The sequence below is a fragment of the Polynucleobacter sp. es-MAR-4 genome (assembly GCF_018882055.1).
Lineage (GTDB): Bacteria > Pseudomonadota > Gammaproteobacteria > Burkholderiales > Burkholderiaceae > Polynucleobacter.
On the sequence record NZ_JACVPF010000001.1, the window covers coordinates 1020103 to 1045494 of the forward strand.

The 25392-nt window shown below is 46.8% G+C and carries 23 protein-coding genes; 16 read left to right on the forward strand and 7 right to left on the reverse strand.

All coding sequences use genetic code 11. The features are described 5' to 3' along the window. Positions 1–45: 45 nt before the first annotated feature. From lnt to ICN16_RS05155, 5 genes are read left to right on the forward strand one after another with little or no spacing between them, the layout of a single operon-like run. Positions 46–1524: an apolipoprotein N-acyltransferase gene (lnt, locus tag ICN16_RS05135; protein ID WP_255533657.1), complete on the forward strand. Its 1479-nt coding sequence runs from the start codon at positions 46–48 to the stop codon at positions 1522–1524. A gap of 60 nt (positions 1525–1584) precedes the next feature. Continuing rightward, positions 1585–2469 (forward strand): glycine--tRNA ligase subunit alpha, encoded by an 885-nt coding sequence (gene glyQ, locus ICN16_RS05140; RefSeq protein ID WP_216135140.1) that lies wholly within the window; start codon positions 1585–1587, stop codon positions 2467–2469. Positions 2470–2485: 16 nt separating this feature from the next. Further along, positions 2486–4624: a glycine--tRNA ligase subunit beta gene (gene glyS, locus ICN16_RS05145; protein ID WP_216135143.1), complete on the forward strand. Its 2139-nt coding sequence runs from the start codon at positions 2486–2488 to the stop codon at positions 4622–4624. After that, positions 4621–5193: a D-glycero-beta-D-manno-heptose 1,7-bisphosphate 7-phosphatase gene (gmhB, locus tag ICN16_RS05150; protein WP_216135144.1), complete on the forward strand. Its 573-nt coding sequence runs from the start codon at positions 4621–4623 to the stop codon at positions 5191–5193. The genes glyS and gmhB overlap by 4 nt, the downstream gene beginning before the upstream one ends. Positions 5194–5200: 7 nt before the next feature. Continuing rightward, the gene (locus ICN16_RS05155) at positions 5201–5935 is read left to right on the forward strand and encodes a 1-acyl-sn-glycerol-3-phosphate acyltransferase (protein WP_216135149.1); all 735 of its coding nucleotides are present in this window, start codon (positions 5201–5203) and stop codon (positions 5933–5935) included. Positions 5936–5945: 10 nt separating this feature from the next. Here the strand turns inward: ICN16_RS05155 and rsmA are convergent, their stop codons facing one another. From rsmA to ICN16_RS05175, 4 genes are read right to left on the reverse strand one after another with little or no spacing between them, the layout of a single operon-like run. Beyond that, positions 5946–6725, reverse strand: a complete 780-nt coding sequence (gene rsmA, locus ICN16_RS05160; RefSeq protein ID WP_216135152.1) for a 16S rRNA (adenine(1518)-N(6)/adenine(1519)-N(6))-dimethyltransferase RsmA — start codon at positions 6723–6725, stop codon at positions 5946–5948. Beyond that, positions 6722–7750, reverse strand: a complete 1029-nt coding sequence (gene pdxA / locus ICN16_RS05165; RefSeq protein WP_216135154.1) for a 4-hydroxythreonine-4-phosphate dehydrogenase PdxA — start codon at positions 7748–7750, stop codon at positions 6722–6724. Before pdxA ends, rsmA begins: the two co-directional genes overlap by 4 nt. Next, the gene (locus tag ICN16_RS05170; RefSeq protein WP_216135157.1) at positions 7725–9173 is read right to left on the reverse strand and encodes a peptidylprolyl isomerase; all 1449 of its coding nucleotides are present in this window, start codon (positions 9171–9173) and stop codon (positions 7725–7727) included. Before ICN16_RS05170 ends, pdxA begins: the two co-directional genes overlap by 26 nt. Continuing rightward, on the reverse strand, positions 9170–11704 hold the full coding sequence (locus ICN16_RS05175; protein ID WP_216135169.1) for an LPS-assembly protein LptD: 2535 nt from the start codon (positions 11702–11704) through the stop codon (positions 9170–9172). Before ICN16_RS05175 ends, ICN16_RS05170 begins: the two co-directional genes overlap by 4 nt. Positions 11705–11737: 33 nt before the next feature. Here ICN16_RS05175 and ICN16_RS05180 point away from each other — a divergent pair, with 33 nt between their 5' ends. The 10 genes from ICN16_RS05180 (at position 11738) to ruvB (ending at position 21301) form a co-directional block, all read left to right on the forward strand. After that, entirely contained in the window at positions 11738–12739 is a 1002-nt protein-coding gene (locus ICN16_RS05180) for an aminoglycoside phosphotransferase family protein (RefSeq protein WP_216135171.1), read from the forward strand. 12 nt (positions 12740–12751) lie between these two features. Continuing rightward, the gene (murU, locus tag ICN16_RS05185; RefSeq protein ID WP_216135173.1) at positions 12752–13468 is read left to right on the forward strand and encodes an N-acetylmuramate alpha-1-phosphate uridylyltransferase MurU; all 717 of its coding nucleotides are present in this window, start codon (positions 12752–12754) and stop codon (positions 13466–13468) included. Continuing rightward, positions 13461–14831 carry an aminopeptidase P N-terminal domain-containing protein gene (locus ICN16_RS05190; protein WP_370625606.1) on the forward strand — a complete coding sequence of 457 codons (1371 nt, stop codon included), beginning with the start codon at positions 13461–13463 and terminating at the stop codon, positions 14829–14831. The genes murU and ICN16_RS05190 overlap by 8 nt, the downstream gene beginning before the upstream one ends. 10 nt (positions 14832–14841) lie before the next feature. Continuing rightward, complete coding sequence (locus tag ICN16_RS05195) at positions 14842–15999, forward strand: FAD-dependent monooxygenase (RefSeq protein ID WP_216135179.1); 1158 nt, start codon at positions 14842–14844, stop codon at positions 15997–15999. Positions 16000–16149: 150 nt separating this feature from the next. Beyond that, positions 16150–17166 carry a tRNA dihydrouridine synthase DusB gene (dusB, locus tag ICN16_RS05200; protein ID WP_216135182.1) on the forward strand — a complete coding sequence of 339 codons (1017 nt, stop codon included), beginning with the start codon at positions 16150–16152 and terminating at the stop codon, positions 17164–17166. A 29-nt stretch (positions 17167–17195) separates the two neighbouring features. Continuing rightward, entirely contained in the window at positions 17196–17435 is a 240-nt protein-coding gene (locus ICN16_RS05205; RefSeq protein ID WP_216135185.1) for a helix-turn-helix domain-containing protein, read from the forward strand. A gap of 48 nt (positions 17436–17483) precedes the next feature. Continuing rightward, positions 17484–19064: a bifunctional phosphoribosylaminoimidazolecarboxamide formyltransferase/IMP cyclohydrolase gene (purH, locus tag ICN16_RS05210; protein ID WP_216135187.1), complete on the forward strand. Its 1581-nt coding sequence runs from the start codon at positions 17484–17486 to the stop codon at positions 19062–19064. Positions 19065–19070: 6 nt separating this feature from the next. Beyond that, complete coding sequence (gene ruvC / locus ICN16_RS05215; RefSeq protein WP_216135190.1) at positions 19071–19592, forward strand: crossover junction endodeoxyribonuclease RuvC; 522 nt, start codon at positions 19071–19073, stop codon at positions 19590–19592. Between the two features lie 26 nt (positions 19593–19618). After that, positions 19619–20203: a Holliday junction branch migration protein RuvA gene (ruvA, locus tag ICN16_RS05220; protein WP_216135193.1), complete on the forward strand. Its 585-nt coding sequence runs from the start codon at positions 19619–19621 to the stop codon at positions 20201–20203. A 30-nt stretch (positions 20204–20233) separates the two neighbouring features. Continuing rightward, entirely contained in the window at positions 20234–21301 is a 1068-nt protein-coding gene (gene ruvB / locus ICN16_RS05225) for a Holliday junction branch migration DNA helicase RuvB (protein WP_216135203.1), read from the forward strand. A gap of 3 nt (positions 21302–21304) precedes the next feature. Here ruvB and tyrS read toward each other — a convergent pair whose 3' ends face one another. Further along, the gene (gene tyrS / locus ICN16_RS05230; protein ID WP_216135206.1) at positions 21305–22537 is read right to left on the reverse strand and encodes a tyrosine--tRNA ligase; all 1233 of its coding nucleotides are present in this window, start codon (positions 22535–22537) and stop codon (positions 21305–21307) included. Between the two features lie 89 nt (positions 22538–22626). Between tyrS and ICN16_RS05235 the strand changes: the two genes are divergently transcribed. Beyond that, positions 22627–23757, forward strand: a complete 1131-nt coding sequence (locus tag ICN16_RS05235) for an anhydro-N-acetylmuramic acid kinase (RefSeq protein WP_216135216.1) — start codon at positions 22627–22629, stop codon at positions 23755–23757. 18 nt (positions 23758–23775) lie between these two features. On the opposite strand, the gene erpA is transcribed toward ICN16_RS05235, so the two are convergent. Then, positions 23776–24162 carry an iron-sulfur cluster insertion protein ErpA gene (gene erpA, locus ICN16_RS05240; protein ID WP_012358423.1) on the reverse strand — a complete coding sequence of 129 codons (387 nt, stop codon included), beginning with the start codon at positions 24160–24162 and terminating at the stop codon, positions 23776–23778. 83 nt (positions 24163–24245) lie between these two features. Further along, positions 24246–25304: an N-acetyl-gamma-glutamyl-phosphate reductase gene (argC, locus tag ICN16_RS05245; protein WP_216135220.1), complete on the reverse strand. Its 1059-nt coding sequence runs from the start codon at positions 25302–25304 to the stop codon at positions 24246–24248. Positions 25305–25392 lie beyond the last annotated feature (88 nt).

A 25392-nucleotide genomic window follows, 5' to 3' on the forward strand; every position in this document is an offset into this window, starting at 1 on the left:
TTGATTGATCGGCAATCAGCAAGACTAAGCAATAGCGTCAACGTATTGCTGCTATTTTTTTTAGGGGTCTTACTGGCTACTGCTGCAGAGCTGCCGTATGGTGGCTGGATACAAATCCCGATCCTCAGTTTGATTTGGTGGCGATTGAGTCAACAATCAAACCCTTCTATTAAAAATCAATTTTTTTTCGGGATGTCGTTTGGCCTAGGCTACTTTGTTCTGGGACTCTGGTGGATCTACATTAGCTTGCATGATGTAGGCGGGATGCATGCTGTGATTTCTTGCTTGGCTGTTTTTTTATTGGCTGGAGGCATGGCCTTATTTTTCTCTAGCGCCTCTCTCACCCTCTGTTTACCTAGGCGTAGATATCTAACGGGCCTAGTGCTAGCAGCATCTTGGGTACTCATTGAATACCTGCGCAGCGTAGTATTGACTGGCTTTCCTTGGATGGGATTTGCGGAAGCACAATTCAATGGTCCCTTCGCGCCAGCAGCGCCATTCTTCGGCGGCCTAGCCTGCACATTTTTAGTGGTGTGGATTTCTTGGGAGATTACGCAGCTAAGGAAAAATATTGTCTTTAGCTCCGCCTGCATTATTTTCGCCGTCGCACTTGCGCAACTCGCGAGTTTCTGGACCTTCACAAAACCCATTGGTGAACCGCTAAGTGTCCGTTTAATTCAGGGTAATTTTGAGCAGAGCCTCAAGTTTGATCCCAAGGCCATTGAAGAGCAATTTAGCTTTTATACCAATGCTATAGAGAGTAAATCTGCTGACCTCATCATTACTCCAGAAACTGCTTATCCCTGGCCCCAGGGTAATCTACCAATTGGCTTATTGGAATCACTGCAACAGTTTTCTGCTAATACCTCAAGTAATGTCTTGCTAGGCGTCATTGGGGAATCGCGTGACTCCACTGAAATCAAATACACCAATCGTGCACTTGGAATTTCTCCCGGTATGCCGAGCTATCAATATGACAAGTCTCACTTGGTGCCTTTTGGGGAATTTATTCCACCCGGCTTTCATTGGTTTGTGAATGCCTTCAATGTGCCCATGAGTGACTTTGCGCGTGGCGCATTAGATCAAGCCCCTTTCAGCATTATTCGCTCTGGTAAAGATGCGCTTCATGCAGCCATCACCATTTGCTACGAAGATGTCTTTGGTGGGGAATTAGCTTCCCGCCTCCACCATAGCAAACAGCCCATCAACCTGTTGATCAATATGACTAACTTGGCCTGGTTTGGGAATTCTCAAGCGCCAGCACAGCAATTAAGGCTGTCGCAGTTACGCTCCTTAGAGACCGGACTACCAGCACTACGCGCCACAAATACGGGCATTACCGCAGCGCTTGGTCCTGACGGCAAAATACTGTCCCAATTAGACGAATTTACCCAAGGTGTACTTAGCCTCAAGATTCAAGCCTACTCAGGCACAACTCCTTATGTGATTTGGGGAAATGCCCCTATTTTGAGCCTTTCTTGCCTACTGCTTATCTTAGGCATCATTCGCCAAAAACGAATCTAATCACTATTTCATAGTTCACTAGCTTAGCCATGTAAAATCAAAGGCTTAGCCAGGTAAATCATGCTTACTTTTCAGCAAATCATTCTCAAACTCCAAGATTACTGGGACCAACAAGGTTGTGCCCTATTGCAACCTATTGACCTTGAGGTCGGTGCCGGTACATCTCATACAGCCACTTTCTTGAGGGCCATTGGCCCTGAGCCATGGAAAGCCGCTTACGTCCAGCCCTCACGGAGACCAAAAGATGGTCGATACGGAGAAAATCCGAACCGTTTGCAGCACTACTACCAATATCAGGTAGTACTGAAGCCTGCACCAGAAAATATTCTTGAACTCTACCTGGGCTCACTTGCCGCTTTAGGTCTTGATCTTCAAAAGAACGATGTACGCTTTGTTGAAGACGACTGGGAAAACCCAACCTTAGGCGCATGGGGTTTAGGTTGGGAAGTTTGGCTTAACGGCATGGAAGTCACACAGTTCACCTATTTCCAACAAGTTGGCGGTATTGACTGTAAACCTGTTTTAGGCGAAATCACTTACGGTATCGAGCGCTTGGCGATGTACATCCAAAATTGCTCAAACGTATACGACCTTGTTTGGGCGGATGGCATCTCTTATGGTGATGTGTACCACCAGAACGAAGTGGAGCAGTCTTGCTACAACTTTGAACACTCCAACACCGACCTATTATTTGCAAACTTCACCAACTATGAAAGTGAAGCTAAGCGTTTGATGGAAGTTCCACTAGCATTACCCGCTTATGAAATGGTACTTAAGGCTGGACATACCTTCAACTTACTGGATGCCCGTGGCGCAATCTCAGTGACTGAGCGTGCGGCCTATATCGGACGCATCCGAAATCTCTCGCGCGCAGTAGCGCAGGCTTATTTCGAGTCTCGTGAGAAGTTGGGCTTCCCGATGTGCCAACGTCAACCCAAAGCTTAATCAGCTCGATCTAATTATGAGTACACCGAATTCCCTCTCTCAATCAGATAATCTTCTGATTGAAGTATTTACCGAAGAGCTTCCACCAAAATCATTGCGCCGTTTAGGTGACGCCTTCAGTGATGGCATTTATTCCGCACTGAAGTCAGCTGGCCTCTTGAGTGAAAATTCCGTTGCGACTGGCTACGCTACACCGCGCCGCCTTGCTGTTCAGGTGACCCATGTCTTGAGTCAAGCGCCGGACTATCCGATACGTGAAAAATTACTGCCGACAAGCATTGCTTTTGATGCAGATGGCAAACCTACTGCACCACTACAAAAAAAATTAGCTTCCTTGGGTTGCGCTGACATTGACCTCTCTACTTTAGAAAAAGCAGGCGAAGGAAAGAATGAGGCTTTATATCTCAATGTCGTTGCCAAGGGAGCGGCACTAGAACAGACTGCTCAACAAGCGCTTGAGCAAACACTCGGCAAATTACCCATCGCCAAAATGATGCACTATCAAGTGCTTCAAAAAAATGGCGAATTAGCGGATGTTGAGTTTGCTCGACCTGCACACCGCATCATTGCTCTGCATGGCAAACAAGCTTTAAATATCAGCGCACTGGGTATAGATGCAGCCAATCAAACAGAGGGGCACCGCTTTATGGCCCCAGGCGTCATCGCAATCAGCTCTGCAGATCAATATGAATCTGACCTCACCAGCAAGGCTAAAGTATTGCCAAACTTTAACAAGCGTCGTGAAGTTATCGAATCCGCATTATTAAAAGCTGCCGGCAATGATTTAGTGTTGATGCCAGATAGCTTATTAGATGAAGTAACGGCTTTGGTTGAGTGGCCAGCAATTTATGAATGTCACTTTGATCAGGAATTCTTGGAAGTTCCACAAGAATGTTTGATTCTGACCATGCAGACTAATCAAAAATACTTTGCCTTGACTGATAAGCAGGGTAAGTTACGTAATCGCTTCCTCATTGTTTCCAATATCGAGACCGATAAGCCAGAAGCCATCATTTCTGGTAACGAGCGAGTAGTGCGCCCACGTCTTTCTGATGCACGCTTCTTCTTTCAGCAAGATCAAAAGCGTCCGCTAGCTTCCCGTGTGGCCGATCTTGGAAAAGTGGTCTACCACAATCAGCTCGGCAATCAATTGGATCGCACTAAGCGTGTTCAAGGAATCGCAGTAGGCATTGCCAAAGCCTTATCCGCTGACGAGACACTAGCTAGTCGTGCCGCTGAAATTGCTAAAACCGATTTGCTAACTGATATGGTTGGTGAGTTCCCAGAGCTTCAGGGCATTATGGGTCGCTACTATGCAACGCATGATGGCGAAAATGTAGAAGTAGCATCTGCTTGTAGCGAACATTACATGCCTCGCTTTGCTGGTGATGCTTTGCCACAGAGTCAAACTGGCACCATCCTAGCGATTGCGGACAAGCTAGAAACTCTTGTTGGAATTTGGGGTGTTGGTCTTGCTCCCACCGGAGACAAAGACCCCTATGCCTTACGTCGTCATGCCTTAGGAATTTGTCGGCTTTTGCTAGAAAAGAATCTTGGCCTCAGCCTGCCTGACTTAATTGAACTGGCTCGCAAACAGTTTCCGCAAAAAGACGTTCAAGAAAAAGCTAAGCCTGAAGATGTTTATGCCTTCATCATTGATCGTCTCCGCGCTTACTTACGCGACCAAGCCGTTGCAGGTAAGCCGTTTACTACAGAAGAGATTGATGCCGTATTAAGTCAGTCACCTGCACAGCTCAATGATTTAATTGATCGCTTAACTGCCTTACGTGAATTTAATGCCTTGGCAGAAGCAGCTCAGTTAGCTTCTGCCAATAAGCGCATCAGCAATATCTTGAAAAAAAATGCAACAGCTATTCCAGCGACCTGTTCAAGCAAGCTCTTACAAGTTCCTGCTGAAATCAATCTGCATCAGGCACTTGAGAAACTGACTCCAACACTGACAGCAGCTTATGAAAAACGTCAGTTTGTAGACTTATTAAAAGCGCTGGTAGCCTTAAGTGCCCCAATTGATCAATTCTTTGCCGATGTCATGGTGATGGATCCCAATCCAGAGTTACGCGATAACCGCCTCGCTCTCCTGCAACAACTTCACCAGAAAATGAATCTCATTGCCGACCTCGGCAAATTAGCATGAGCACCAGCTCTTCTAAACTCATCATTCTTGATCGCGATGGTGTGATTAACGAAGATCGTGATGATTATGTGAAATCGAGTGATGAGTGGATTCCTTTGCCAGGAAGCCTTGAGGCAATCGCACTACTCAATCAAGCCGGCTACCAAATTGCTGTAGCGACTAACCAGTCTGGTTTAGCGCGGGGATATTTCAATATCAATGATCTCCATGCCATGCATAGCAAGATGGATAGACTGCTTAAACCTTTGGGCGGTCATATCGATAGCATTTTCTTTTGTCCACATACCGATGCCAATGCATGTGATTGCCGTAAGCCTCTGCCAGGAATGATGAAAGAAATTGCCCTGCGCTACAAAAAGAATCAGAGTGCTACACCACTATTGGGGGTGCCAATTGTGGGTGACTCCTTACGCGACCTGCAAGCAGGGGTTGCTCTTGGTGCTAGCCCACATTTGGTATTGACCGGCAAAGGCAGTAAGACTTTGGATAAGGGCGGCCTACCAGAAGGAACGCAGATTCATGCAGATTTGATGGCATTTGCAAATGCACTCTTAGAAGATAAGGTTTAATGCAAATATGACTTTTATTCGCTCAGCCCTATTTACCCTCTTTTTGCTGATTTTTACCCCAATCTGGTCGGTGCTTTGCATCCTCGTTTTTCCATTCCTCAGCCCTGAGAATCGCTATCGCTTTATCGGACTTTGGAATAAGGTCGTGATCTGGATCTTGCAACCCCTCTGCGGTATTCGTTATGAGATTCGCGGCATGGAAAATATGATGGCGGTTTTGGATAAACCTGTTGTCGTTTTGAGTAAACATCAATCTGCTTACGAAACTATTTTCTATATCGCTAAGCTTCCTAAGCAGGTCTGCTTTGTTTTCAAAAGAGAATTGCTTTGGATTCCTTTCTTTGGATGGGCCTTGGCTTTACTCAAGATGATTCACATCAATCGCAATAGCAAAGAAACAGCCGCTCTATCCGTTGTTGGTCAAGGCAAAAAACGCCTAAGTGAAGGTAAGTGGATATTGTTATTTCCAGAAGGAACCAGAACACCTACCGGCTCCCACAAACCCTATAGCAAGGGTGGCGCAAGGCTAGCAAGTGCTACCGAGGCGCTAGTGATTCCAATTGCCCACAATGCAGGTCGTTGCTGGCCTAAAAACAGTTTTCTAAAGCAACCTGGAACAGTGATCTTCTCGATTGGACCTGCAATCACCTCCGCTGGAAAAACTGGCGGGCAACTTCATCAAGAGGTAGAAAAGTGGATTGAAGCTGAAATGCGGGTGATTGATCCTACGGCTTACCAGTAAAACTACAAGTTTAGTGGGCTAAAACCTTGGCCCACTCAATATAGCGCTCTACCGGAATATCCTGGGCACGCGCTTTTAATTCAGACTCAGATAACGATAATCGATCAGCAAAGGCGGATAAGTTTGTACGCAGCATTTTTCTTCTTTGGGAAAATGCAGCCGCCACTACTTTTTCTAAAGCGTGCCACTGCGCATTGCTTAAATCAAAATCCCTTCGCGGAATCATGCGCACTACAGCTGAATTGACTTTAGGTTGCGGGTCAAATGCCTCAGGCGGGACTTCTAAAACTTGTTCCATGTCATAGCGCGCTTGCAACATGACAGAAAGCCTGCTGAATTCTGAGCCACCAGCCTTAGATACCATGCGCTCGACAACTTCAGCTTGAAGCATGAATACCTGTTCATCAATTGCATGGGCAGCAGAAACAAGATGAAAGAGTAATGGGGAGGAGATGTTGTAAGGCAGGTTACCAACCACCTTACATAGACCGCTGTTGGCTGGACGCGCATTAGCCCATTCCAAGAAATCAAACTTAAGTGCATCCCCCTCAATGACATTAAGCCCCTTGAGATTCTCTTGATTCCAATAAGCCACCAAATCTCGATCAATTTCCAAAAGGTCTAAATGATCGAGATTATTTAATAAGGGTCTTGTTAACGCGCCAAGGCCAGGACCAATTTCAATCACGTGCATATTTTCACTGGGATTAATAGCTGCAATGATGGAATAAATTACTCCGGAGTCCTGCAAAAAGTTTTGGCCAAATCGTTTACGGGCGCGATGCGTCATGTTTTTGGATTCTTTGTGTTCTTTACATTAACAGCTAATTGATAGGCTAGGCGTAGGGCCTCTAACATGCTGCCTGAATCTGCAAGGCCTTTCCCAGCAATGTCTAGTGCAGTGCCATGGTCTACCGAGGTACGAATAATTGGCAACCCTAAAGTGATATTCACGCCACCGCCAAAACTGACGAACTTAAATGGTGCTAGACCTTGATCGTGATACATCGCAATAAATGCATCCACACTATCTAGGACTTTGGCATCAAACATCGTGTCACCCGGATAAGGTCCGCTAACCTGAATCCCCAAGTCTCTCGCAGCTTCGATAGCTGGCGCAATGACATCAATCTCCTCGCGCCCGAGATAACCGGATTCACCTGCATGTGGGTTGAGTCCTGCCACCCGAATCACTGGCTTGGTAATGCCGAATTTTGTTCGCAGGTCCTGATCAACAATCTGAATAGTTTCCAGAATATGCCGATAGTTGAGTGCCTCAGGAACTGCACTCAAAGGTAGATGCGTTGTAACCAAGGCTACTCGAAGGTCGTGACTTTTCTGCAAACCCAGAAATCCAGCAGGTAATACGGCACACAACATCATGACAACATGTTCTTGCTTGCAAAGTTTAGCTAGATATTCCGTATGTCCAGTAAATATGATTTCACTTGAAGGATCCCCCTCGTTAATCACACTCTTTTGTATTGGTGCAGTAATCATGGCATCAAATCGACCCTGTAAACACCCCTTAACTGCAACATCTAGAATATTGAGAACATACTGCGCATTGGCGGGGTTAAGACAGCCAGCAATTACTGGAGCAGCAAGTGGAATAGGCTCCACGTGCAGGCGAGTGGATAACTCTTTAGAAATATCGACTACTGAAAGTAAGCTTGGATCCCCAAGCAACGTAATCGTACTTGCGGGCTGCTCTTGCAAAAAAGCTAGCGCAGCTGCAATCGAGATCTCTGGACCAACCCCTGCAGGCTCTCCAGAGCTAATAACTAGGTTAACGGGGGCTGGCTGCTGGATCATCGGCGTTAATGATCTTCACCGTAGCGGTGTCGCGTAATTCGCGTAACCAATCTTGATAGGCCTGCTCAAATTTACGCTCACGAATTGCTGCACGAGCAAATTGACGCTGCTTCTCAAGGGTTAGTTGCGCTTCACGACGCTCGAGAACTTGTATCAAATGCCAGCCAAATTCAGTCTTGACTGGGTTACTAACTTCACCAATTTGCAAGCGATTCATTGCTTGATCAAATTCAGGAACTAAATCGCCAGGACCCATCCAACCTAGATTGCCGCCATTTGCCGCAGAGCCATCCTCGGAGTGCTTTTTAGCTAAGTCGCCAAAATCGGCGGTCTTTGCACGAACCTGATCACGATAACCTGCTAGGCGTCTTTCAGCGTCTTGATCCGTCAAACCTGCACGATTACGCAGCAAGATATGACGAGATAAAGTTTGCGTAACCATAATATTTTGTGGAGTCGACGCATTCTCTTGAGATGCAGCTTGTTGAGGTTCAGGCGCACCAGAAACCAATGCGCGACGATCTAGAACCTTCAGAACGTGATAGCCAGCAGGACTCTTAACGACTGCGTTAGCTAACTGTCCGCTACCTGTATTCCTCACAGCCTCATAAAAAAGTTGCGGCAAACGGTCTGGGGGACGGTAACCCAATTCTTGAAACTTAATTTTTGGATTGTCTTTTGCGGCCATTGCACCCAGCTGCAAGAAATCAACATCGCCACGCGCTTCACGTAATAATGATTCTGCCTTTTTCTTTGCCTCAGCCTGAGCACCTGCACCGGCATTTGCATCAGCAGGAATAAAAATTTGTGCAACATCGATTTCTTCTGGCTCACCTTTTGCTGCTGGAGTCGAGCGTGTTTGCCTTCCACCACCAGCAGCCATACGATTGCGATCAGCAATGAAATTATCTACCTCAGCGTCAGAAATTTTGATCTTGCCCTCTACTTCACGTTCACGGTAACGGCTGATAATCACTTCTTCAAGCAGCATTTCGCGATAGCGCTCGTAAGTACTTCCAGTGGCTGCAATTTTTACCTTCAATTCCGCAAGTGTTAATTTATTTTTGGCAGCAACATCACCAATAATTTTGTCGAGCTCTTTATTGGTAACTACAACACCCTCTTGCGTAGCATTTTGCAACTGAATCTTTTCGATAATGAGACGCTCCAGGACTGTCTTACGCAAATTCGCAGAATCAGGAAGCTTAGAGCCCTGTTTTTGAAGAGCTGCGATTCGATCGTCAATCTCCTTACGTGTCACGTAACCCGTATTGACTACAGCTGCAACACCATCAATATTGCGAATTTTGCTATCAGCCGAAGTCTTTGAACTATCTTGCGCTAACGCGAATTGAGATAGTAAGGCAACTCCAACCAGAATCATGGTTGCAAGAGCTTGGTTGATTCGATTCCTACGCATCATTGATAGTTCTCATATATTGAAGGTGGTATAGGCTTGGTAGTAGGCATATATCCGGGAACATTGAGCTTCATGATATCAACTGGATTGCTACCAGCGCTACCAAAGCCCCTAAATTCTATTTGGAATAAAACCTGAGTTGTGGTTATTTGTGAGGTATTCAGCATTTGTGAGTAGGCACCGCGCAAAGTCCAGCAGTCTCGCATCCACTCCAAACCCACCAAGGTATTTAGCGTTTTAGTCGTTAGCGCATCATAACCCCATCGCCCTAATGCTGAAACCTCTCTGGTAAGCGGCCACTGGCCAGAAATGTTGTACTGATCCGTGGTGGTTTGAGCCAGCGTACCCGGCGTATTGTTTTGCAATGATGGTTGAGTGGGGGGCGACCATACATTTCTATAGCCAAAATTTAAATTCCTGCCTGGAGTTGGGCGCCAGCTTCCACCTACGGTCGTCTGAACAAATTTATTTAACTGGGTGTTGTACTGCCCAAACATATCCGCACTAAAGTTACCCAATAGGCGCACAGAAGCTGAGCCCAAGGTATCAGAATACGTTGTGGGGTTCGCAATATTGCCATTCAAACCAACCCTCTGCCCCGTGAAAGCTTGGCGTTGTGCAAGGGTCACGTTGGCTCGCTCTGCGCCTGTATTGGCCTCAATCATGCGACTAGTTAAACCACCCGTGAGCTTGTTGTTATCCGCAATACGGTCATTACCAATAAATGTATTTTCACTAAAAATTTGAGTTACACCAAAGCCAGCATCCGCCGTATCAAACAATGGGGTTTGGGCTTGACTTTCGTAAGGGGTATAAACATAAAACGCCCTCGGTTCCATTGTGAGAAGCATATCGCGCCCAAAGAAGCCTTTTAGTTCAGTGGCATCTCTTTCAAATGACAAACCAGAATCCAAGCTCAACGTTGGGATCGTAAAACCCTGAGCAGCCGGCGCGCCCACAGGGTTATATGGAGTTGCGTTATAGGTGTTCGACTGAAAGCTCACCTTAGGGGTAATGTAATAGCCAGGCGTAATTTGTGGCAGCGCCATGGCTCCTTTAATTACCGTTCGATCCGCCTGACTGTATGCGCCTGGGGCAGTAGCCGCTAAGTTCCCACCAATGTTGTAAGCAAAACGGGTGAAATCCGTTGAAAACGTTGTTACAGGGCCAGAAGGCAGGGTGATGTATTTACCGCTTACGTCAGCCACTGCTGGAGTTAAACGATTGTTATAAGTTGCCGTGATGTTCGGCAAAATATTGTATGGGGACTGCACTGTTACGGTTGGATCGGGCTGCAAAGTCTGAAAGGTCATTGCTCTCGCAGCAACAGTCCAATTACTTAAGCTTCCAGTCAAGTTCTTAGTGGTGCCCACCTCTTGACGAAACTGACTAGTCACAGCGCCAGCGAGACTTTGGGAAAAATCTGTTGGATATAGGTTATCCGAAACTCGAGCAATGTTGGCGTAGCCAGTCCATGCGCCAGCAATAGGAATGCCCCCTACCCCCAATAAGTCGCCACTAAAGTTCTGTCTTTGCTGCCAGTCATAACGCCAACGATCTGTGCCAGTTTTCCGGTCATAAGGAAGGTAGTCGCCACCCAAACTTCCCACATACTGTTTATCCAAGAATTGATACTTGGCGCCTAACTGAACGCCACGCTGACCCATTACCCGAGGCAATAACAGCAAGTCACGATTCGGGGCGATATTCACGTAGTAAGGCTGCGTTACATCAATACCATTATTAGAGTTGTAACCCGCTACAGGCGCCAATATTCCAGAACGTCTTTGATTCGAGGTTGGTGCAGTGAAGTAAGGAATGTAAGCAATGGGTACATCAAAGAATCGCATGACGCCATGTGTGCCAACCATTTCTTTTTGTTCGTTATCAATCTCCAGAGTACTGGCCGTGAAATACCAATCTAAATTTTCCGGAGTACAGGTTGTATAGGTCGCTTTATCAAATACAAATACATCTGAAGTTTCAATTGTTAATTTTTTTGCATTGCCACTAGCTCGGTTATCACGTAATTCGTAATTCGGCGACTCCATCTCACCATCACGCGCATCAACTCGAAAACGAGCTTTAGGTCCTTTAAAGGATGCATTACCTTTTGAAAATTCCGTATTGCCAGATAAATTTGCTACATCAGAATCTGGGTCGTATTTAATTTCATCCGCCTTCATAACCGCGCCATTACGACGAATTTGTGCGCGCCCTTTTAAACGCATTTCGCGATCGACAATTCCATCAATTGAATCGCTTGAGGTAAACGTCAAGGCGCTGCCGTCATCGATAGGCTTACCGGCCCGCAATTGATCATCCAACCTTAAGACAGTGACATCGCCACGATCGGGAATTAAAACGGAGTTAGCGGAGCTACCTAAAGACTGCGCGGAAGGAGGTAAAGGTGCGGGCGCTTGAGCGGTACTTGGAAGGGCAAATTGCGACAATCCAACCCCCATCATTACGCGCAGGGTAACAGCTAAAAAAAGAGGGGCGCAAAGGCCGGCGCGACGGCGATAATGACTCATAGATCCAGACCCGCCTTATTATACGAATCGACCATGACTGACTCTCGCTTAGACACCCTCCGTAGCTGGCTAAAAGGCCTTGAACCTAGCTGGCAATTAGATCTCGCCACTTTAACCCCTGCCTCGGCAGATGCCAGCTTTCGACGGTATTTCCGAATTGCGTCCAAAAAGCCGGATTTTCCGACTTTGATCGTAATGGACGCTCCGCCCCAACATGAGCCCTTGGATACCTTTATTCAGGTTGATTTACTACTCGAAAATGCCGGCCTTAACGTTCCAAAAATATTAGAAAAGAACATAGCCGAAGGCTTTCTTTTGCTCAATGATCTTGGGACTAAAACTTACCTTGCAGAACTCAATTCTGAGAGCGCCGATCATCTCTACAAGGATGCAACACACGCTTTGGTAAAAATGCAGTTAGCAAGCAAACCGGATGTCCTACCAAACTACGATGAAGCACTCTTACAACGTGAGTTAAATTTATTTCCCGAGTGGTATCTCAAGAAACATTTGCATATCGAATTAACTGAACTTCAAAACTCTCAAATCGAGCAAGCATTTGAGCTCATTATTCAAAACAATCTTGCACAAGAAAAAGTCTACGTCCATCGTGACTACCATTCACGCAATCTGATGGTGACTGAAAAGAATAATCCTGGAGTGATCGATTTTCAAGACGCGGTTTATGGCCCCATCACTTACGATGCAGCTTCACTCTGGCGCGATGCTTACATTGCATGGCCTGAAGAGCGCGTAATTGATTGGGTAATTAAATTTTGGGAGGCGGGCCGTGAAGCAGGGTTACCAATGCCAGATGATTTTGGTCAGTTCTATCGTGACTTTGAGTGGATGGGTTTACAACGCCATCTGAAAGTCTTAGGTATTTTTGCAAGGCTGTTTCATCGCGATGGCAAAGATGGCTATCTCAAAGATATTCCATTGGTTCTTGAATATGCGATTGCAACTGCCAATCGTTATATCGAATTAAAGCCCTTGGCACGCTTATTAGAGTCGACACGCCCTACTAAGGAATAACAGCAAACTGTCATGAATAAGCGCAATCTCATTCCGTGCTTTTTACTGGCCGCCGGTCGAGGTGAGCGCATGCGTCCACTGACAGATGAATTGCCTAAGCCACTCCTCACGATTAAGAAAAAATCTCTGCTTGCATGGCATTTGGAAGCACTGAGTGCAGCAGGCATTAAAGACGTTGTCATTAACCATGCCTGGCTTGGCCAAAAGATTGAGAAGGCTTTAGGTGACGGTAGCCAATTCGACCTCAACATCACCTACTCCCCAGAAACTAGCGCCCTAGAAACGGCAGGTGGGATTCGCAAGGCGCTGCCTTTGCTCAACCCTAGCGATTATTTCCTTGTCATCAACGGGGATGTTTTTAGCCCAAATCTGCCGATTGAGCAGCTTTTGGAGCAAGTTTCTAGTTTACGAAGCATGCCAAATCTACCTTTGGCACATCTTTTGATGGTTCCCAATCCAGTTCAGCACCCTGAGGGGGACTTTTATCTCAAGGGCTCCCAAGTAGCTTCTGAACCCCTAGCCGATGCCGAAAAACTGACTTTTTCCGGCATCGGGATCTACCATCGAGACCTCTTCAAGGATCTAGAGCTGGGTACGCCCGAAAAGTTAGCCCCACTCCTTAGAGAGGCAATGGTCAAAAATAGAGTCTCCGGTGAAAAATATACCGGTCCGTGGCACGATGTAGGTACGCCCCAACGATTACAAGAGCTCAATGCAGCGCATGAATAAGTCCAATATTTACCAACAACGTCGGATTGAATTAGCAAAACTGATCTGCGCCAAAACTGGTGGGGGCATCGCCATCATTACCACGGCACCCGAGACTTCCCGCAATCGAGATAGCGAATTTCCCTATCGTCACGACAGTGATTTTTTCTACCTCACCGGCTTTGAAGAACCGGGTGCAACATTGGTACTCAAAATTGCTGGATCAAGTTCAAAGCCTCAACTTGAGTCCCATATTTTCTGCAGACCTAAAGACGCGGAGCGAGAGATTTGGGATGGCATTCGTTTAGGGCCAGATGCAGCACCTTCAATCTTGGGCGTGGAGTATGCGCATAGCAATCATGAGTTAGATAAAAAACTGGGTGAGTTGCTAGCCGATCAAGATGCAGTCTATATTCGCCTCTCGGAAAGTGCAGAAACAGATCGTCGCTTGCGTCATTGGATGAAACAAGTGAGATCTCAAGCGCGCGCTGGTGTAGACCCACCGTCAGAGTTTCATGATGTAGAGAGTTTGATTCATGAAATGCGGCTCTTTAAAGATACACATGAAATTGACATCATGCGTCGTGCCGCCCAAATTTCTGCGCGCGCCCATATTCGTGCAATGCAAGCCTGCAAACCTGGTATGCGTGAATATCATCTCGAAGCCGAACTCCTTCATGAGTTCCGATATAGCGGTGCACAAAGCGTTGCATACAACAGCATTGTTGCTAGTGGTGCCAACTCCTGCATCCTGCATTACCGCGCTGGTGATACCGAACTTCGCAGTGGTGAGTTATGCCTGATTGATGCTGGTTGCGAACTTGATGGCTACGCCTCTGATATCACCCGTACATTTCCAGTGAACGGCAAGTTCACAGGGCCACAACGTGCGCTGTATGATATTACCCTGGCATCACAAGAAGCAGCGATTGCCGCAACCAAACCTGGCAATACATTTATGCAGCCGCATGAGGCAGCCTTAAAGGTGCTCACTCAAGGCCTGCTTGATGAGAAGCTTCTCAAGCTTGCAGAACTAGGTTCTTTAGATAATGCAATTGAGACTGGCGCCTATCGTCGCTTCTATATGCACCGTACCTCACACTGGTTGGGTATGGATGTTCACGATGTCGGCTCCTATCGCGAGCCACTCGGCACAGCAACCGACTCTTCAGAAAAACCATGGCGCCTTCTCAAGCCTGGCATGGTTCTTACTATTGAGCCAGGTTTATACGTTCGTCCAGCAGACGATGTAGATGAACGCTTTTGGAATATCGGCATTCGTATCGAAGATGATGCCGCTGTCAACGACTCTGGATGTGAATTGATTTCTCGCGGTGTACCAGTCAAAGCCGATGAAATCGAAGCGCTAATGAAGAATAATTAGATTACCAAGCATGCCAGTAAAGAACTTCGACATTTTGATTCAGGGCGGTGGACCAGTTGGTTTAGCCTGCGCAGCATGGTGCTTACAAAAATCTCCAGAAGCTAAGATTGCCTTGCTTGATCGCAACCCTATAAATGATGCTGATTTAGCTTCTGCTGATAGCAGGGGGATAGCTTTATCGCACGGCAGCAAATTATTACTTGATACCATCGACGCGTGGCCTACTGAATGCGCAGACATTCATCGAGTGCATGTATCACAGGCAGGTCGCTTTGGTCGCGCCCTAATGACTCGCGAAGAGCTTGGGGAAGATGCCTTAGGTCATATCATTCGCTATCGCGATATTCATCTCACACTGCGCCAGGCATTAAGAATGATTCAAGCAAAGAGCCCCAATTTTGTTTGGCAGCACATTAATACAGATACTATTACTTCAAATATTCAAGCCAAATGTGTAGTGCATGCTGAAGGTGGTTTATTTAAAACCCAGGATTGGGTGGAGTCCGGTCGAGACTACGAGCAATCAGCTTTAGTTGGCTTGGTTGAAGTTGAAAATGCGGCGCCTTATCAAGCTTGGGAACGCTTTACCTCTGAAGGGCCTTTGGCAGTATTGCCAAGTCACTACGGCCCGAATATTTTGAATCTGGTTTGGTGCGGGACTCCAAGCTCTTCACAAGCGCGCCTCTCTTTAAGTGATGCTGAATTTCTGAAAAGCCTGCAAGCTGAGTTTGGTTCGCGGATTGGACAATTTATCAAAATCCAAGATCGCCGCCTCTATGAGTTGGGACTGAATTACCGTAAAGAAATTACTCAGGGCAATGAAGTTTGGATTGGTAATGCCGCCCAAACCTTGCATCCCGTTGCAGGGCAAGGTCTTAACCTGGGATTAAGGGATGCTTATCTCTTGGCCGAAAAACTCAGCATCCTCTTCTCTAAATCCGAAGATCAAAAAACCGCCACGGCTATTGAGGTAATGTTGAATGACTATGCCCAAAGCCGCAAGGCGGATCGGTCAGCCACCATAGGCTTAACCGACTTCATGGCCAGAATCTTCACTTCCAACCTATTTCCCATTGTGATCGGTCGTGGATTGGCTTTATCGGCCCTCCAATGGCTCCCACCAGTCAAAACAGCCTTAGCTCGCCAGATGATGTTTGGTAGGCGCTAAGGGGCTGAAACAGCCCTCAAAATACAAGCATTCTCCATTTGATCTAAATCACAGAATCTGCCTATTTTTTAGGCAGATTTAAGCTGACTTGTGCTAAAGTGACACCCTTTCCCAAGCACTAGAAGCTCTCCAGAATCCAGCCTGAAACACATGAAGATTGGCCCACACCTCCTCGCAAATAGGTTATTTGTTGCCCCAATGGCTGGAGTAACAGATCGGCCATTTCGTCAGCTTTGCAAAAAGCTTGGTGCTGGCTATGCCGTATCTGAAATGATTGCCTCAAATGCATTGCTTTGGAAGAGCGAAAAAACCCAGCGTCGCGCTAATCACCAAGGCGAATTTAAGCCTATCGCGGTCCAAATCGCTGGCGCTGATCCAAAGATGATGGCGGCAGCAGCCAAGCTCAATGTTGATCATGGCGCTCAAATTATTGATATCAATATGGGTTGCCCAGCCAAAAAAGTATGCAATGTTGCGGCTGGGTCTGCGTTATTAAGGGATGAACCTTTAGTTCAGCAAATTTTGGAAGCTGTAGTGCAAGCTGTAGGTGTTGGTCCCAATGCAGTTCCCGTGACCTTAAAGATTCGAACAGGATGGGATCGCGAACATAAAAATGCAATAGACATTGCACGTCTCGCCGAAAAATCTGGCATCTCTATGTTGACCGTTCACGGCCGTACGAGAGCCGATCTTTATCAAGGGGAGGCTGAGTACGAAACCATTACTGCAGTGAAGAATAGCGTCGCCATTCCGGTAGTTGCTAATGGTGATATCACCACTCCAGAAAAAGCAGAATTTGTTTTAAAAGAAACTGGTGCCGATGCCATCATGATTGGCCGCGCCGCTCAAGGGCGTCCTTGGATTTTTCGTGAAATTAATCATTTTCTGGAAACAGGTGGCAAGTTACCCACACCACAGATTAATGAGATTCAAGAAATCATGAACGCGCACCTCATCGATCACTATGAGTTCTATGGTGAATATATCGGCTTACGTACAGCGCGCAAACATATCGGCTGGTATTGCAAGGGCTTACGTGATTCTCATGCCTTTCGCCAAAGAATGAATACCGCCGATGATTGCAAAACCCAATTACAGATGGTGAATGATTTTTTCAATGAAATGAAATCCCATTCAGATCGTTTGTTATTTTTAGAAGCAGCCTAAATTTAGTTCTTTAGTTATTTAATTTATCCATGACCACCAAACACCCCATCACTGAATGTATTGAGACCCAACTCCAAGGTTATTTGGATGATCTCAAAGGAACACCTCCATCTAATTTGTACCAAATGGTTCTTGCAGTAGTAGAGAAGCCGATGCTCGAACTAGTCATGCAGCACGCGAAGCAGAATCAGTCTTTAGCTGCGCAGTACCTTGGCATTAACCGCAATACGCTACACAAGAAATTGGTCGAACACCAGCTTCTGAAATAAGTCCGACCCTGTTTGCAAATTCTTTATTAATTAATCCTTCTGAAAAATATGATCCGTACAGCCCTACTCTCTGTTTCCGATAAAAATGGCATTGTGCCGTTCGCCAAATCCCTTCATGAGCAAGGTGTCAAGCTGATCTCTACTGGCGGTACAGCAAAACTCTTAGCTGAAAATAATTTACCCGTAGTGGAAGTATCTTCACTTACCAAGTTTCCAGAGATGCTGGACGGTCGTGTAAAGACATTGCACCCAATGGTCCATGGCGGTTTATTAGCTCGCAGAGATTTCCCTGAGCATATGGCTGCTTTGAAAGAACATGGTATCGATACGATCGATATGCTCGTGATTAACCTCTACCCATTTAATGAAACAGTTGCTAAAGCAGATTGTTCATTTGAAGATGCGGTTGAGAACATTGATATTGGCGGTCCAGCAATGTTGCGTGCCGCTGCCAAGAACCATCAAGATGTGACCGTACTCATTTCGCCAGAAGATTACGCACCTGTACTCGAAGAAATGAAAGCCAATAAGAACGTAGTTTCATATAAGACCAATTTGAGTCTAGCTAAAAAAGTATTTGCCCATACCGCCCAATACGACGGGGCGATTGCAAATTACCTATCTGCATTAGGTGATGACCTCGATCACAAAAAGCGTTCTGCTTACCCAGAAACCCTGCACCTTGCCTTTGAAAAAGTACAAGAGATGCGTTATGGCGAGAACCCACACCAATCAGCGGCTTTCTACAAAGATATCTACCCTGTCGATGGCGCACTTGCTAACTACAAACAATTACAAGGCAAAGAGCTCTCCTACAACAATATCGCTGACGCTGACTCTGCTTGGGAGTGTGTCAAAAGCTTCACTGGTAATGCTGGCGGTGCTGCAGCATGCGTCATCATCAAGCATGCAAACCCTTGCGGCGTAGCTGTTGCTGCCAACGCCCTCGAGGCGTATCAAAAAGCATTCAAAACAGATCCAAGTTCAGCCTTTGGCGGAATCATTGCCCTCAATGTGCCATGTGATGGTGCCGCAGCTGAAGCAATTTCTAAACAGTTTGTGGAAGTATTGATTGCTCCAAGCTTTAGTGCTGAAGCAAAGACCATCTTTGCCGCCAAGCAAAATGTACGTCTCTTAGAAATTCCTCTGGGCACCGCATTTAATACTTTTGACTTCAAGCGTGTTGGTGGTGGCTTACTAGTTCAGTCCCCAGATGCGAAGAACGTCCTTGAGAGCGAAATGCGCGTTGTGAGCAAACGCCTCCCAACTACAAGCGAAATGCACGACATGATGTTTGCATGGCGCGTTGCCAAGTTTGTGAAGTCCAATGCGATTGTGTATTGCGCTAATGGTATGACCCTTGGTATTGGCGCTGGCCAAATGAGCCGCGTAGATTCTGCGCGTATGGCAAGCATTAAAGCTGAAAACGCAGGCTTAAGTCTCAAAGGTTCTGCAGTTGCAAGTGACGCCTTCTTCCCATTCCGCGATGGTTTGGATGTCGTTGTGAATGGTGGTGCAAGCTGTGCCATCCAGCCTGGTGGCAGCATGCGTGATGATGAAATCATCGCCGCAGCTGATGAGCATGGCATTGCCATGATCTTTACTGGCACACGTCACTTCCGCCACTAATCACTTATGCGCTGGATAGGAATCGACCCGGGTCTACGAACAACTGGTTTTGGGGTTATTGATGTTGATGGCCAAAAACTGAGCTACGTAGCCTCTGGGACGATTGAAAGTGGAGATCCAGACCAAGGCCTTCCTGTGAGATTGGGAATCTTGTACGCCGGCATTAAAGAAGTACTGGGGACCTATCATCCAGAACAAGCAGCTATCGAAGAAGTATTTCTGAACGTCAATCCTCGCTCTACCCTAATGCTGGGTCAGGCACGAGGCGCGGTGATTGCAGCCCTAGTTTCGGACAAGCTCCCTGTTGCAGAGTTCAGCGCACTCAGGGTGAAGCAGTCCATCGTGGGGACTGGTAGAGCGACTAAGCCTCAAGTTCAAGAAATGGTGAAACGCTTGCTGCGCCTAAGCCGTGCCCCGGGAACGGACGCAGCCGATGCTTTAGGGGTGGCGATTTGTGCTGCACATCATGCCCAGATTCCGAAAGCAATTACCACTGCTCCTGCACCCAAAAAGAGTGGCAAGAAATAACAATACAAACAGGTTAAGATCTTTACATGATTGGTCGCATACAAGGTATTCTCGTTTCAGTTCATCCACCCCGCCTCCTGGTCGATTGCCAAGGTGTCGGCTATGAGATCGATGTGCCAATGAGCACCCTGTATCAATTACCAGAAACCAATCAAAAAATTACGCTTCTCACACACTTCCAAGTTCGTGAAGATGCCCAGCAACTTTTTGGTTTTGCCACTGAAACAGAGCGTGAAGCTTTTAGACAGCTGATCAAGATTAGCGGCGTCGGTTCACGTACTGCCCTTGCCGTACTTTCTGGAATGAGCGTTAACGAATTGGCTCAAGCTATTGCTATGCAAGAAGCAGGACGTCTAACTCAAGTTCCCGGCATTGGCAAAAAGACTGCTGAACGTCTTTGCCTTGAGCTCAAAGGCAAGTTGGCTCCAGATTTAGGAATTGTGGGCGGCAAACCACAGGCAATTGAAGCAAGCAGTGAAGTCTTGCAGGCTCTCTTGGCGCTGGGTTATTCAGAAAAAGAAGCGCATCTTGCCCTCAAACAAATACCGCCTGACACCTCCGTTTCTGATGGTATTCGTATGGGCTTGAAATACCTCTCAAAGTCTTCATAACTAGTCCCCAAACACCACTACACTTGCAGTATGGCAATCCACACCGAAGATCTCAGCTCAATTCCCGAAGACTTACCGGAAGGTAATGACCGCATCGTTAGCGGTGCAGCCGGTAACTCAGAAGCTGTTTTCGAAAGAGCCTTGCGCCCAAAACAGTTAGACGAGTATGTTGGCCAAACTAAGGCACGCGCTCAATTAGAAATCTTTATTACTGCAACTCGAGCTCGTCAAGAAGCTCTAGATCACGTTCTCTTGTTTGGCCCTCCTGGTCTTGGAAAAACTACCTTAGCTCACATCATCGCTAGAGAGCTTGGTGTGAACTTGCGCCAAACTAGCGGCCCCGTTCTGGATAGACCTGGTGACCTCGCCGCTTTACTGACTAATTTAGAAGCAAACGATGTACTCTTTATTGATGAGATTCATCGACTCTCTCCAGTAGTTGAAGAGATTCTGTACCCGGCACTTGAGGACTACAGCTTAGACATCATGATTGGCGAAGGTCCTGCAGCACGTAGTGTCAAGATTGATCTCAAGCCATTCACTTTGATTGGCGCGACCACTCGTGCTGGCATGCTCACCAATCCTCTACGTGACCGCTTTGGCATTGTGGCAAGACTAGAGTTCTACACCACTGAAGAGCTCACCAAAATCATTACGCGCTCTGCCAGCCTACTCAAAGCCGATATTGACCCAGAGGGATCAATTGAGATTGCGAAGCGTGCTAGAGGCACTCCACGTATCGCTAATCGCCTATTACGTCGCGTACGCGACTATGCTGAAGTCAAAGGTACTGGCACTATTACTAAAGCCATGGCCGATGCAGCATTGAAGATGCTCGATGTCGACCCGAGTGGCTTTGATGTGATGGACCGTAAATTACTCGAAGCCATCTTGCATAAGTTTGATGGTGGCCCGGTAGGTATTGACAACTTGGCTGCAGCGATTGGTGAAGAGCGTGACACCATTGAGGATGTCTTAGAGCCCTACTTGATTCAACAAGGCTACCTACAAAGAACTTCTAGGGGAAGAGTAGCAACACGTCAGGCTTATGAGCACTTTGGCCTGACGCCACCAAGCAACTCCGCAATAGAGCCCTAAGACTTAGCCCAGAGTTACCTTAGCGAACTTACGTTTGCCTACCTGCACCACGTAAGTGCCAGCCTCGACTTTTAATTGCTTATCAGCAACTGTTGAGCCATCAATCTTCACGCCGTTTTGCTCAATGTTACGCATAGCTTCTGATGTTGATGGGGCAAGGCCCGCAGCCTTCAAAAGGCTAGCGATTCCCATTGGAGCACCAGAGAGGCTTACTTCCGGAATGTCATCCGGGATTCCACCTTTTGCACGATGATTAAAGTCTTCCAAAGCTTTTTCTGCAGCCGCCTGCGAATGAAAGCGTGCAACGATTTCTTGTGCGAGCAGCACTTTGCAATCTTTAGGATTTCTACCAGCAGCTACTTCTTGCTTCATTAAATCAATTTCAGCCATAGGGCGGAATGACAGCAATGTAAAGTAATCCCACATCAATTCATCGGAGATACTCAAGAGCTTGCCGAACATCTCGCCAGCAGGCTCACTAATACCAATGTAATTACCTTTGGATTTACTCATCTTGTCTACGCCATCCAAGCCAACAAGGAGAGGCATAGTCAAAATACATTGCGGCTCTTGGCCGTACTCACGTTGGAGCTCGCGCCCAACTAAAAGATTAAATTTCTGATCCGTACCACCGAGCTCTAAGTCACTCTTCAGAGCAACAGAGTCATAACCCTGCATCAATGGATATAAAAACTCATGCACAGAGATAGGTACACCACTGCGGTAACGTTTTGTAAAGTCATCGCGCTCCAACATTTGTGCAACGGTATATCGCGCTGCCAACTGGATCATGCCGCGTGCACCAAGGGGATCGCACCACTCGCTGTTGTAACGAACTTCCGTTTTAGTAGGGTCCAGCACCATGCTCGCTTGACGGTAGTAGGTCTGAGCATTGACAGCAATTTCTTCGGCGGTCAGGGGTGGGCGAGTTGCATTACGCCCAGAGGGGTCGCCAATCATACTGGTGAAGTCACCAATCAAGAAAATCACAGTGTGGCCTAAATCTTGTAGCTGACGCAATTTATTCAAAACAACCGTATGGCCCAAATGAATATCAGGCGCAGTTGGGTCTAAACCCAACTTAATACGCAAAGGCGTACCTGTCGCCTGGCTCTTAGCTAGCTTTTGAATCCAATCCGCCTCGACCAATAACTCATCACAACCCCTTTTGGTTACTTCAAGGGCTGCAAAAACTTCGGGGGTCAGTGGGTATTTTTGTTCTGGTTTAGCCGTCATGCGAAATTGGGTAACTGATTCGGTTAAATTAGTATTTAAATTGCTAAAGCATAATTGTCGCATTCCTGAGAATAAAGTCCTGATACCGCATGAATAAGTCCCAATCCCTCTATATTGGCCTGATGTCTGGCACCAGCCTAGATGGGATAGATGCCGTGCTGACAAAGATTGAAGCCTCTGGGGATGCATGCCTTCTGGACTCCGTAAGCGCCCCCTTTAGTCCGGAGTTACGCAAAGCCCTACTAGATCTCCAGACCCCTGGGCCAAATGAGATCCACCGAGAAAACCAGGCCGCTAATGCCCTGTCAGTAGCCTATGCGGATGTAGTCAAACAATTGCTTACTCAGGCCAAGCTATCTACTGCAGATATCAGTGCAATTGGCGCACATGGTCAGACCATTCGTCACCAAGCCGATCTTGCTCATCACCTTGCCTATACCCATCAAACTCTCAATCCAGCCCTTTTGGCAGAGCTCACTGGAATTGATGTCATTGCAGACTTTAGAAGTCGTGATTTAGCAGCAGGCGGTCATGGTGCGCCTCTAGTGCCAGCATTTCATGCGCAACAGTTTGCTACAGATAAAAATATCGCCGTACTCAACCTTGGCGGTATTGCCAACCTAACCCTATTACCCAAAGATGGTGAAGTAAAAGGATTTGATTGCGGTCCCGGCAATATGTTGATGGATGCTTGGATTGCGGATCAGCAAGGACACGTCTTTGATGAGAACGGTACCTGGGCATTACAAGGAATAGCGAATCGAGCACTGCTTAGCAAAATGATGGCTGATCCATTTTTTTCAAAGGCGCCGCCAAAAAGCACGGGGCGTGATGACTTTCATCTAGAGTGGTTGCAAAAGCAAGTTGGCTCGGACAACATCAATGCTGAAGATGTACAAGCCACACTATTGCAATTAACTGTGGACGCAGCCCTGCAAGCTTTAGAGGTTTATGCCCCGAAAACCCAGACTCTGATTATCTGTGGCGGTGGTGCGCGCAACGATGCCTTATTGGATTTATTTAAAGCGAGAGCTGAAGACTTATTCAAAAACTCACTGGAGATTGTGACCAGCGATGCGCTTGGCATTGATCCGCAACTTGTAGAAGGCCTCGCGTTCGCATGGCTTGCTTGGGCCCACAAAGAAAAACGGCCAGCAAATTTGCCAGCCGTTACGGGAGCGAAGGGTCCTAGAATTCTAGGCGCTTGCTATCCTGCGTAATTAAATTGCTTTCTCTCTTTAAGCAGAGAAAGAAGATCCGCAACCACAAGTGGTTTGCGCATTTGGATTTTTGATTACGAACTGTGAACCATTGATATCTTCTTTGTAATCAATCTCAGCGCCAACTAGATATTGGAAGCTCATTGAATCTACCAATAGGGTGACGCCATTCTTTTCAAAGAGTGTGTCATCTTCATTCACAGCATCATCAAATGTGAAGCCATACTGAAATCCTGAGCAACCACCACCTTGAACAAACACGCGCAGTTTCAATTCAGGATTACCTTCTTCGGCAATCAAGTCAGCCACTTTTGCAGCAGCGCTATCCGTAAACACCAATGGGGTTGGTGGTTCGGCTAAATCTTGTGCGGGTTGTGCAGTTTCTTGCGTAGCTAGTTGGGTCATGATTTACTCCTAATTCAAAAGGCAATAACTTATTTTAGGCTTTTAATTCCAAGTGTGCTGAAGGGTCTTTCCAGCGCGCCTGATTATGGTGAAACAGCAATCTGCGTTAATCCAGTGGTCTCAGGCAGGCCAAACATGAGGTTCATACACTGAACGCCCTGGCCTGAGGCACCCTTCACCAGGTTATCTTCCACCACCAAAATAACCAAAGTATCACCATCTCCAGGGCGATGAATGGCGATTCTTAAGCCATTACTGCCCCGCACAGAACGTGTTTCTGGATGACTGCCAGCCGGCATCACATCTACAAAAGGCTCGCCTTTATAGAAATCCTCATACAGCTTTTGGAAATCTACCTTCATGCCAGCCTCAGTCAAGCGAACATACAAGGTTGAATGAATACCTCTAATCATTGGCGTCAAATGGGGTACAAATGTCAGACCAATCTGGTCGTGACCAGCGATAGCCTTCAAGCCCTGGACGATTTCTGGAAGATGACGATGTCCTTTAACGCCATAGGCTTTGAAGTTATCTCCCGCTTCAGACAATAGGGTGCCGATCTCAGCTTTACGGCCAGCGCCAGATGTACCTGACTTAGAGTCAGAAATAATATGTGTGCCATCAATCAGCTGTTTACCACCAGTAGACTTTGGTGAAAGCAATGGAGCAAGACCTAATTGGACAGACGTAGGGTAGCAACCAGCTAAACCCACTACACGTGCTTTTTTAATTTCTTCGCGATTAATTTCTGCCAAACCATAAACTGCCTCTGCCAAAATTTCTGGGCAGCCATGCTCCATGCCGTACCACTTGGCAAATTCCTTGATGTCCTTCAAACGGAAATCAGCAGCCAGATCCAAAATCTTTACGTTATTAGCCAGCAACTCTTTGGCTTGTGCCATTGCTACGCCATGTGGTGTTGCAAAGAACACTACATCGCATTCAGTTAACTTGGCTTCATCTGGTGTTGTGAATTTCAGATCAATGCGGCCACGTAAAGATGGAAACATCTCAGCCACTGGCATGCCAGCTTCTGTACGAGAAGTGATTGCCTGAATCTTTACCTCAGGGTGTTGCGCCAATAAGCGCAGCAATTCCACTCCGGTATATCCAGTGCCACCTACGATGCCAACTTTAATCATGCCATTCTCCAAAATACCAATAGATGAATTTTATTTCTTTAATACCTAGATTGTAGAAACAAAAAGGGCCGCTTGCGCGACCCTTTCG

Coding starts and splice junctions, on each gene's coding strand:
- glyQ (WP_216135140.1), top strand. CDS start 1,585: ATGCTTACTTTTCAGCAAATCATTCTCAAACTCCAAGATTACTGGGAC.
- glyS (WP_216135143.1), top strand. CDS start 2,486: ATGAGTACACCGAATTCCCTCTCTCAATCAGATAATCTTCTGATTGAA.
- gmhB (WP_216135144.1), top strand. CDS start 4,621: ATGAGCACCAGCTCTTCTAAACTCATCATTCTTGATCGCGATGGTGTG.
- ICN16_RS05155 (WP_216135149.1), top strand. CDS start 5,201: ATGACTTTTATTCGCTCAGCCCTATTTACCCTCTTTTTGCTGATTTTT.
- rsmA (WP_216135152.1), bottom strand. CDS start 6,725: ATGACGCATCGCGCCCGTAAACGATTTGGCCAAAACTTTTTGCAGGAC.
- pdxA (WP_216135154.1), bottom strand. CDS start 7,750: ATGATCCAGCAGCCAGCCCCCGTTAACCTAGTTATTAGCTCTGGAGAG.
- ICN16_RS05170 (WP_216135157.1), bottom strand. CDS start 9,173: ATGATGCGTAGGAATCGAATCAACCAAGCTCTTGCAACCATGATTCTG.
- ICN16_RS05175 (WP_216135169.1), bottom strand. CDS start 11,704: ATGAGTCATTATCGCCGTCGCGCCGGCCTTTGCGCCCCTCTTTTTTTA.
- ICN16_RS05180 (WP_216135171.1), top strand. CDS start 11,738: ATGACTGACTCTCGCTTAGACACCCTCCGTAGCTGGCTAAAAGGCCTT.
- murU (WP_216135173.1), top strand. CDS start 12,752: ATGAATAAGCGCAATCTCATTCCGTGCTTTTTACTGGCCGCCGGTCGA.
- ICN16_RS05190 (WP_370625606.1), top strand. CDS start 13,461: ATGAATAAGTCCAATATTTACCAACAACGTCGGATTGAATTAGCAAAA.
- ICN16_RS05195 (WP_216135179.1), top strand. CDS start 14,842: ATGCCAGTAAAGAACTTCGACATTTTGATTCAGGGCGGTGGACCAGTT.
- dusB (WP_216135182.1), top strand. CDS start 16,150: ATGAAGATTGGCCCACACCTCCTCGCAAATAGGTTATTTGTTGCCCCA.
- ICN16_RS05205 (WP_216135185.1), top strand. CDS start 17,196: ATGACCACCAAACACCCCATCACTGAATGTATTGAGACCCAACTCCAA.
- purH (WP_216135187.1), top strand. CDS start 17,484: ATGATCCGTACAGCCCTACTCTCTGTTTCCGATAAAAATGGCATTGTG.
- ruvC (WP_216135190.1), top strand. CDS start 19,071: ATGCGCTGGATAGGAATCGACCCGGGTCTACGAACAACTGGTTTTGGG.
- ruvA (WP_216135193.1), top strand. CDS start 19,619: ATGATTGGTCGCATACAAGGTATTCTCGTTTCAGTTCATCCACCCCGC.
- ruvB (WP_216135203.1), top strand. CDS start 20,234: ATGGCAATCCACACCGAAGATCTCAGCTCAATTCCCGAAGACTTACCG.
- tyrS (WP_216135206.1), bottom strand. CDS start 22,537: ATGACGGCTAAACCAGAACAAAAATACCCACTGACCCCCGAAGTTTTT.
- ICN16_RS05235 (WP_216135216.1), top strand. CDS start 22,627: ATGAATAAGTCCCAATCCCTCTATATTGGCCTGATGTCTGGCACCAGC.
- erpA (WP_012358423.1), bottom strand. CDS start 24,162: ATGACCCAACTAGCTACGCAAGAAACTGCACAACCCGCACAAGATTTA.
- argC (WP_216135220.1), bottom strand. CDS start 25,304: ATGATTAAAGTTGGCATCGTAGGTGGCACTGGATATACCGGAGTGGAA.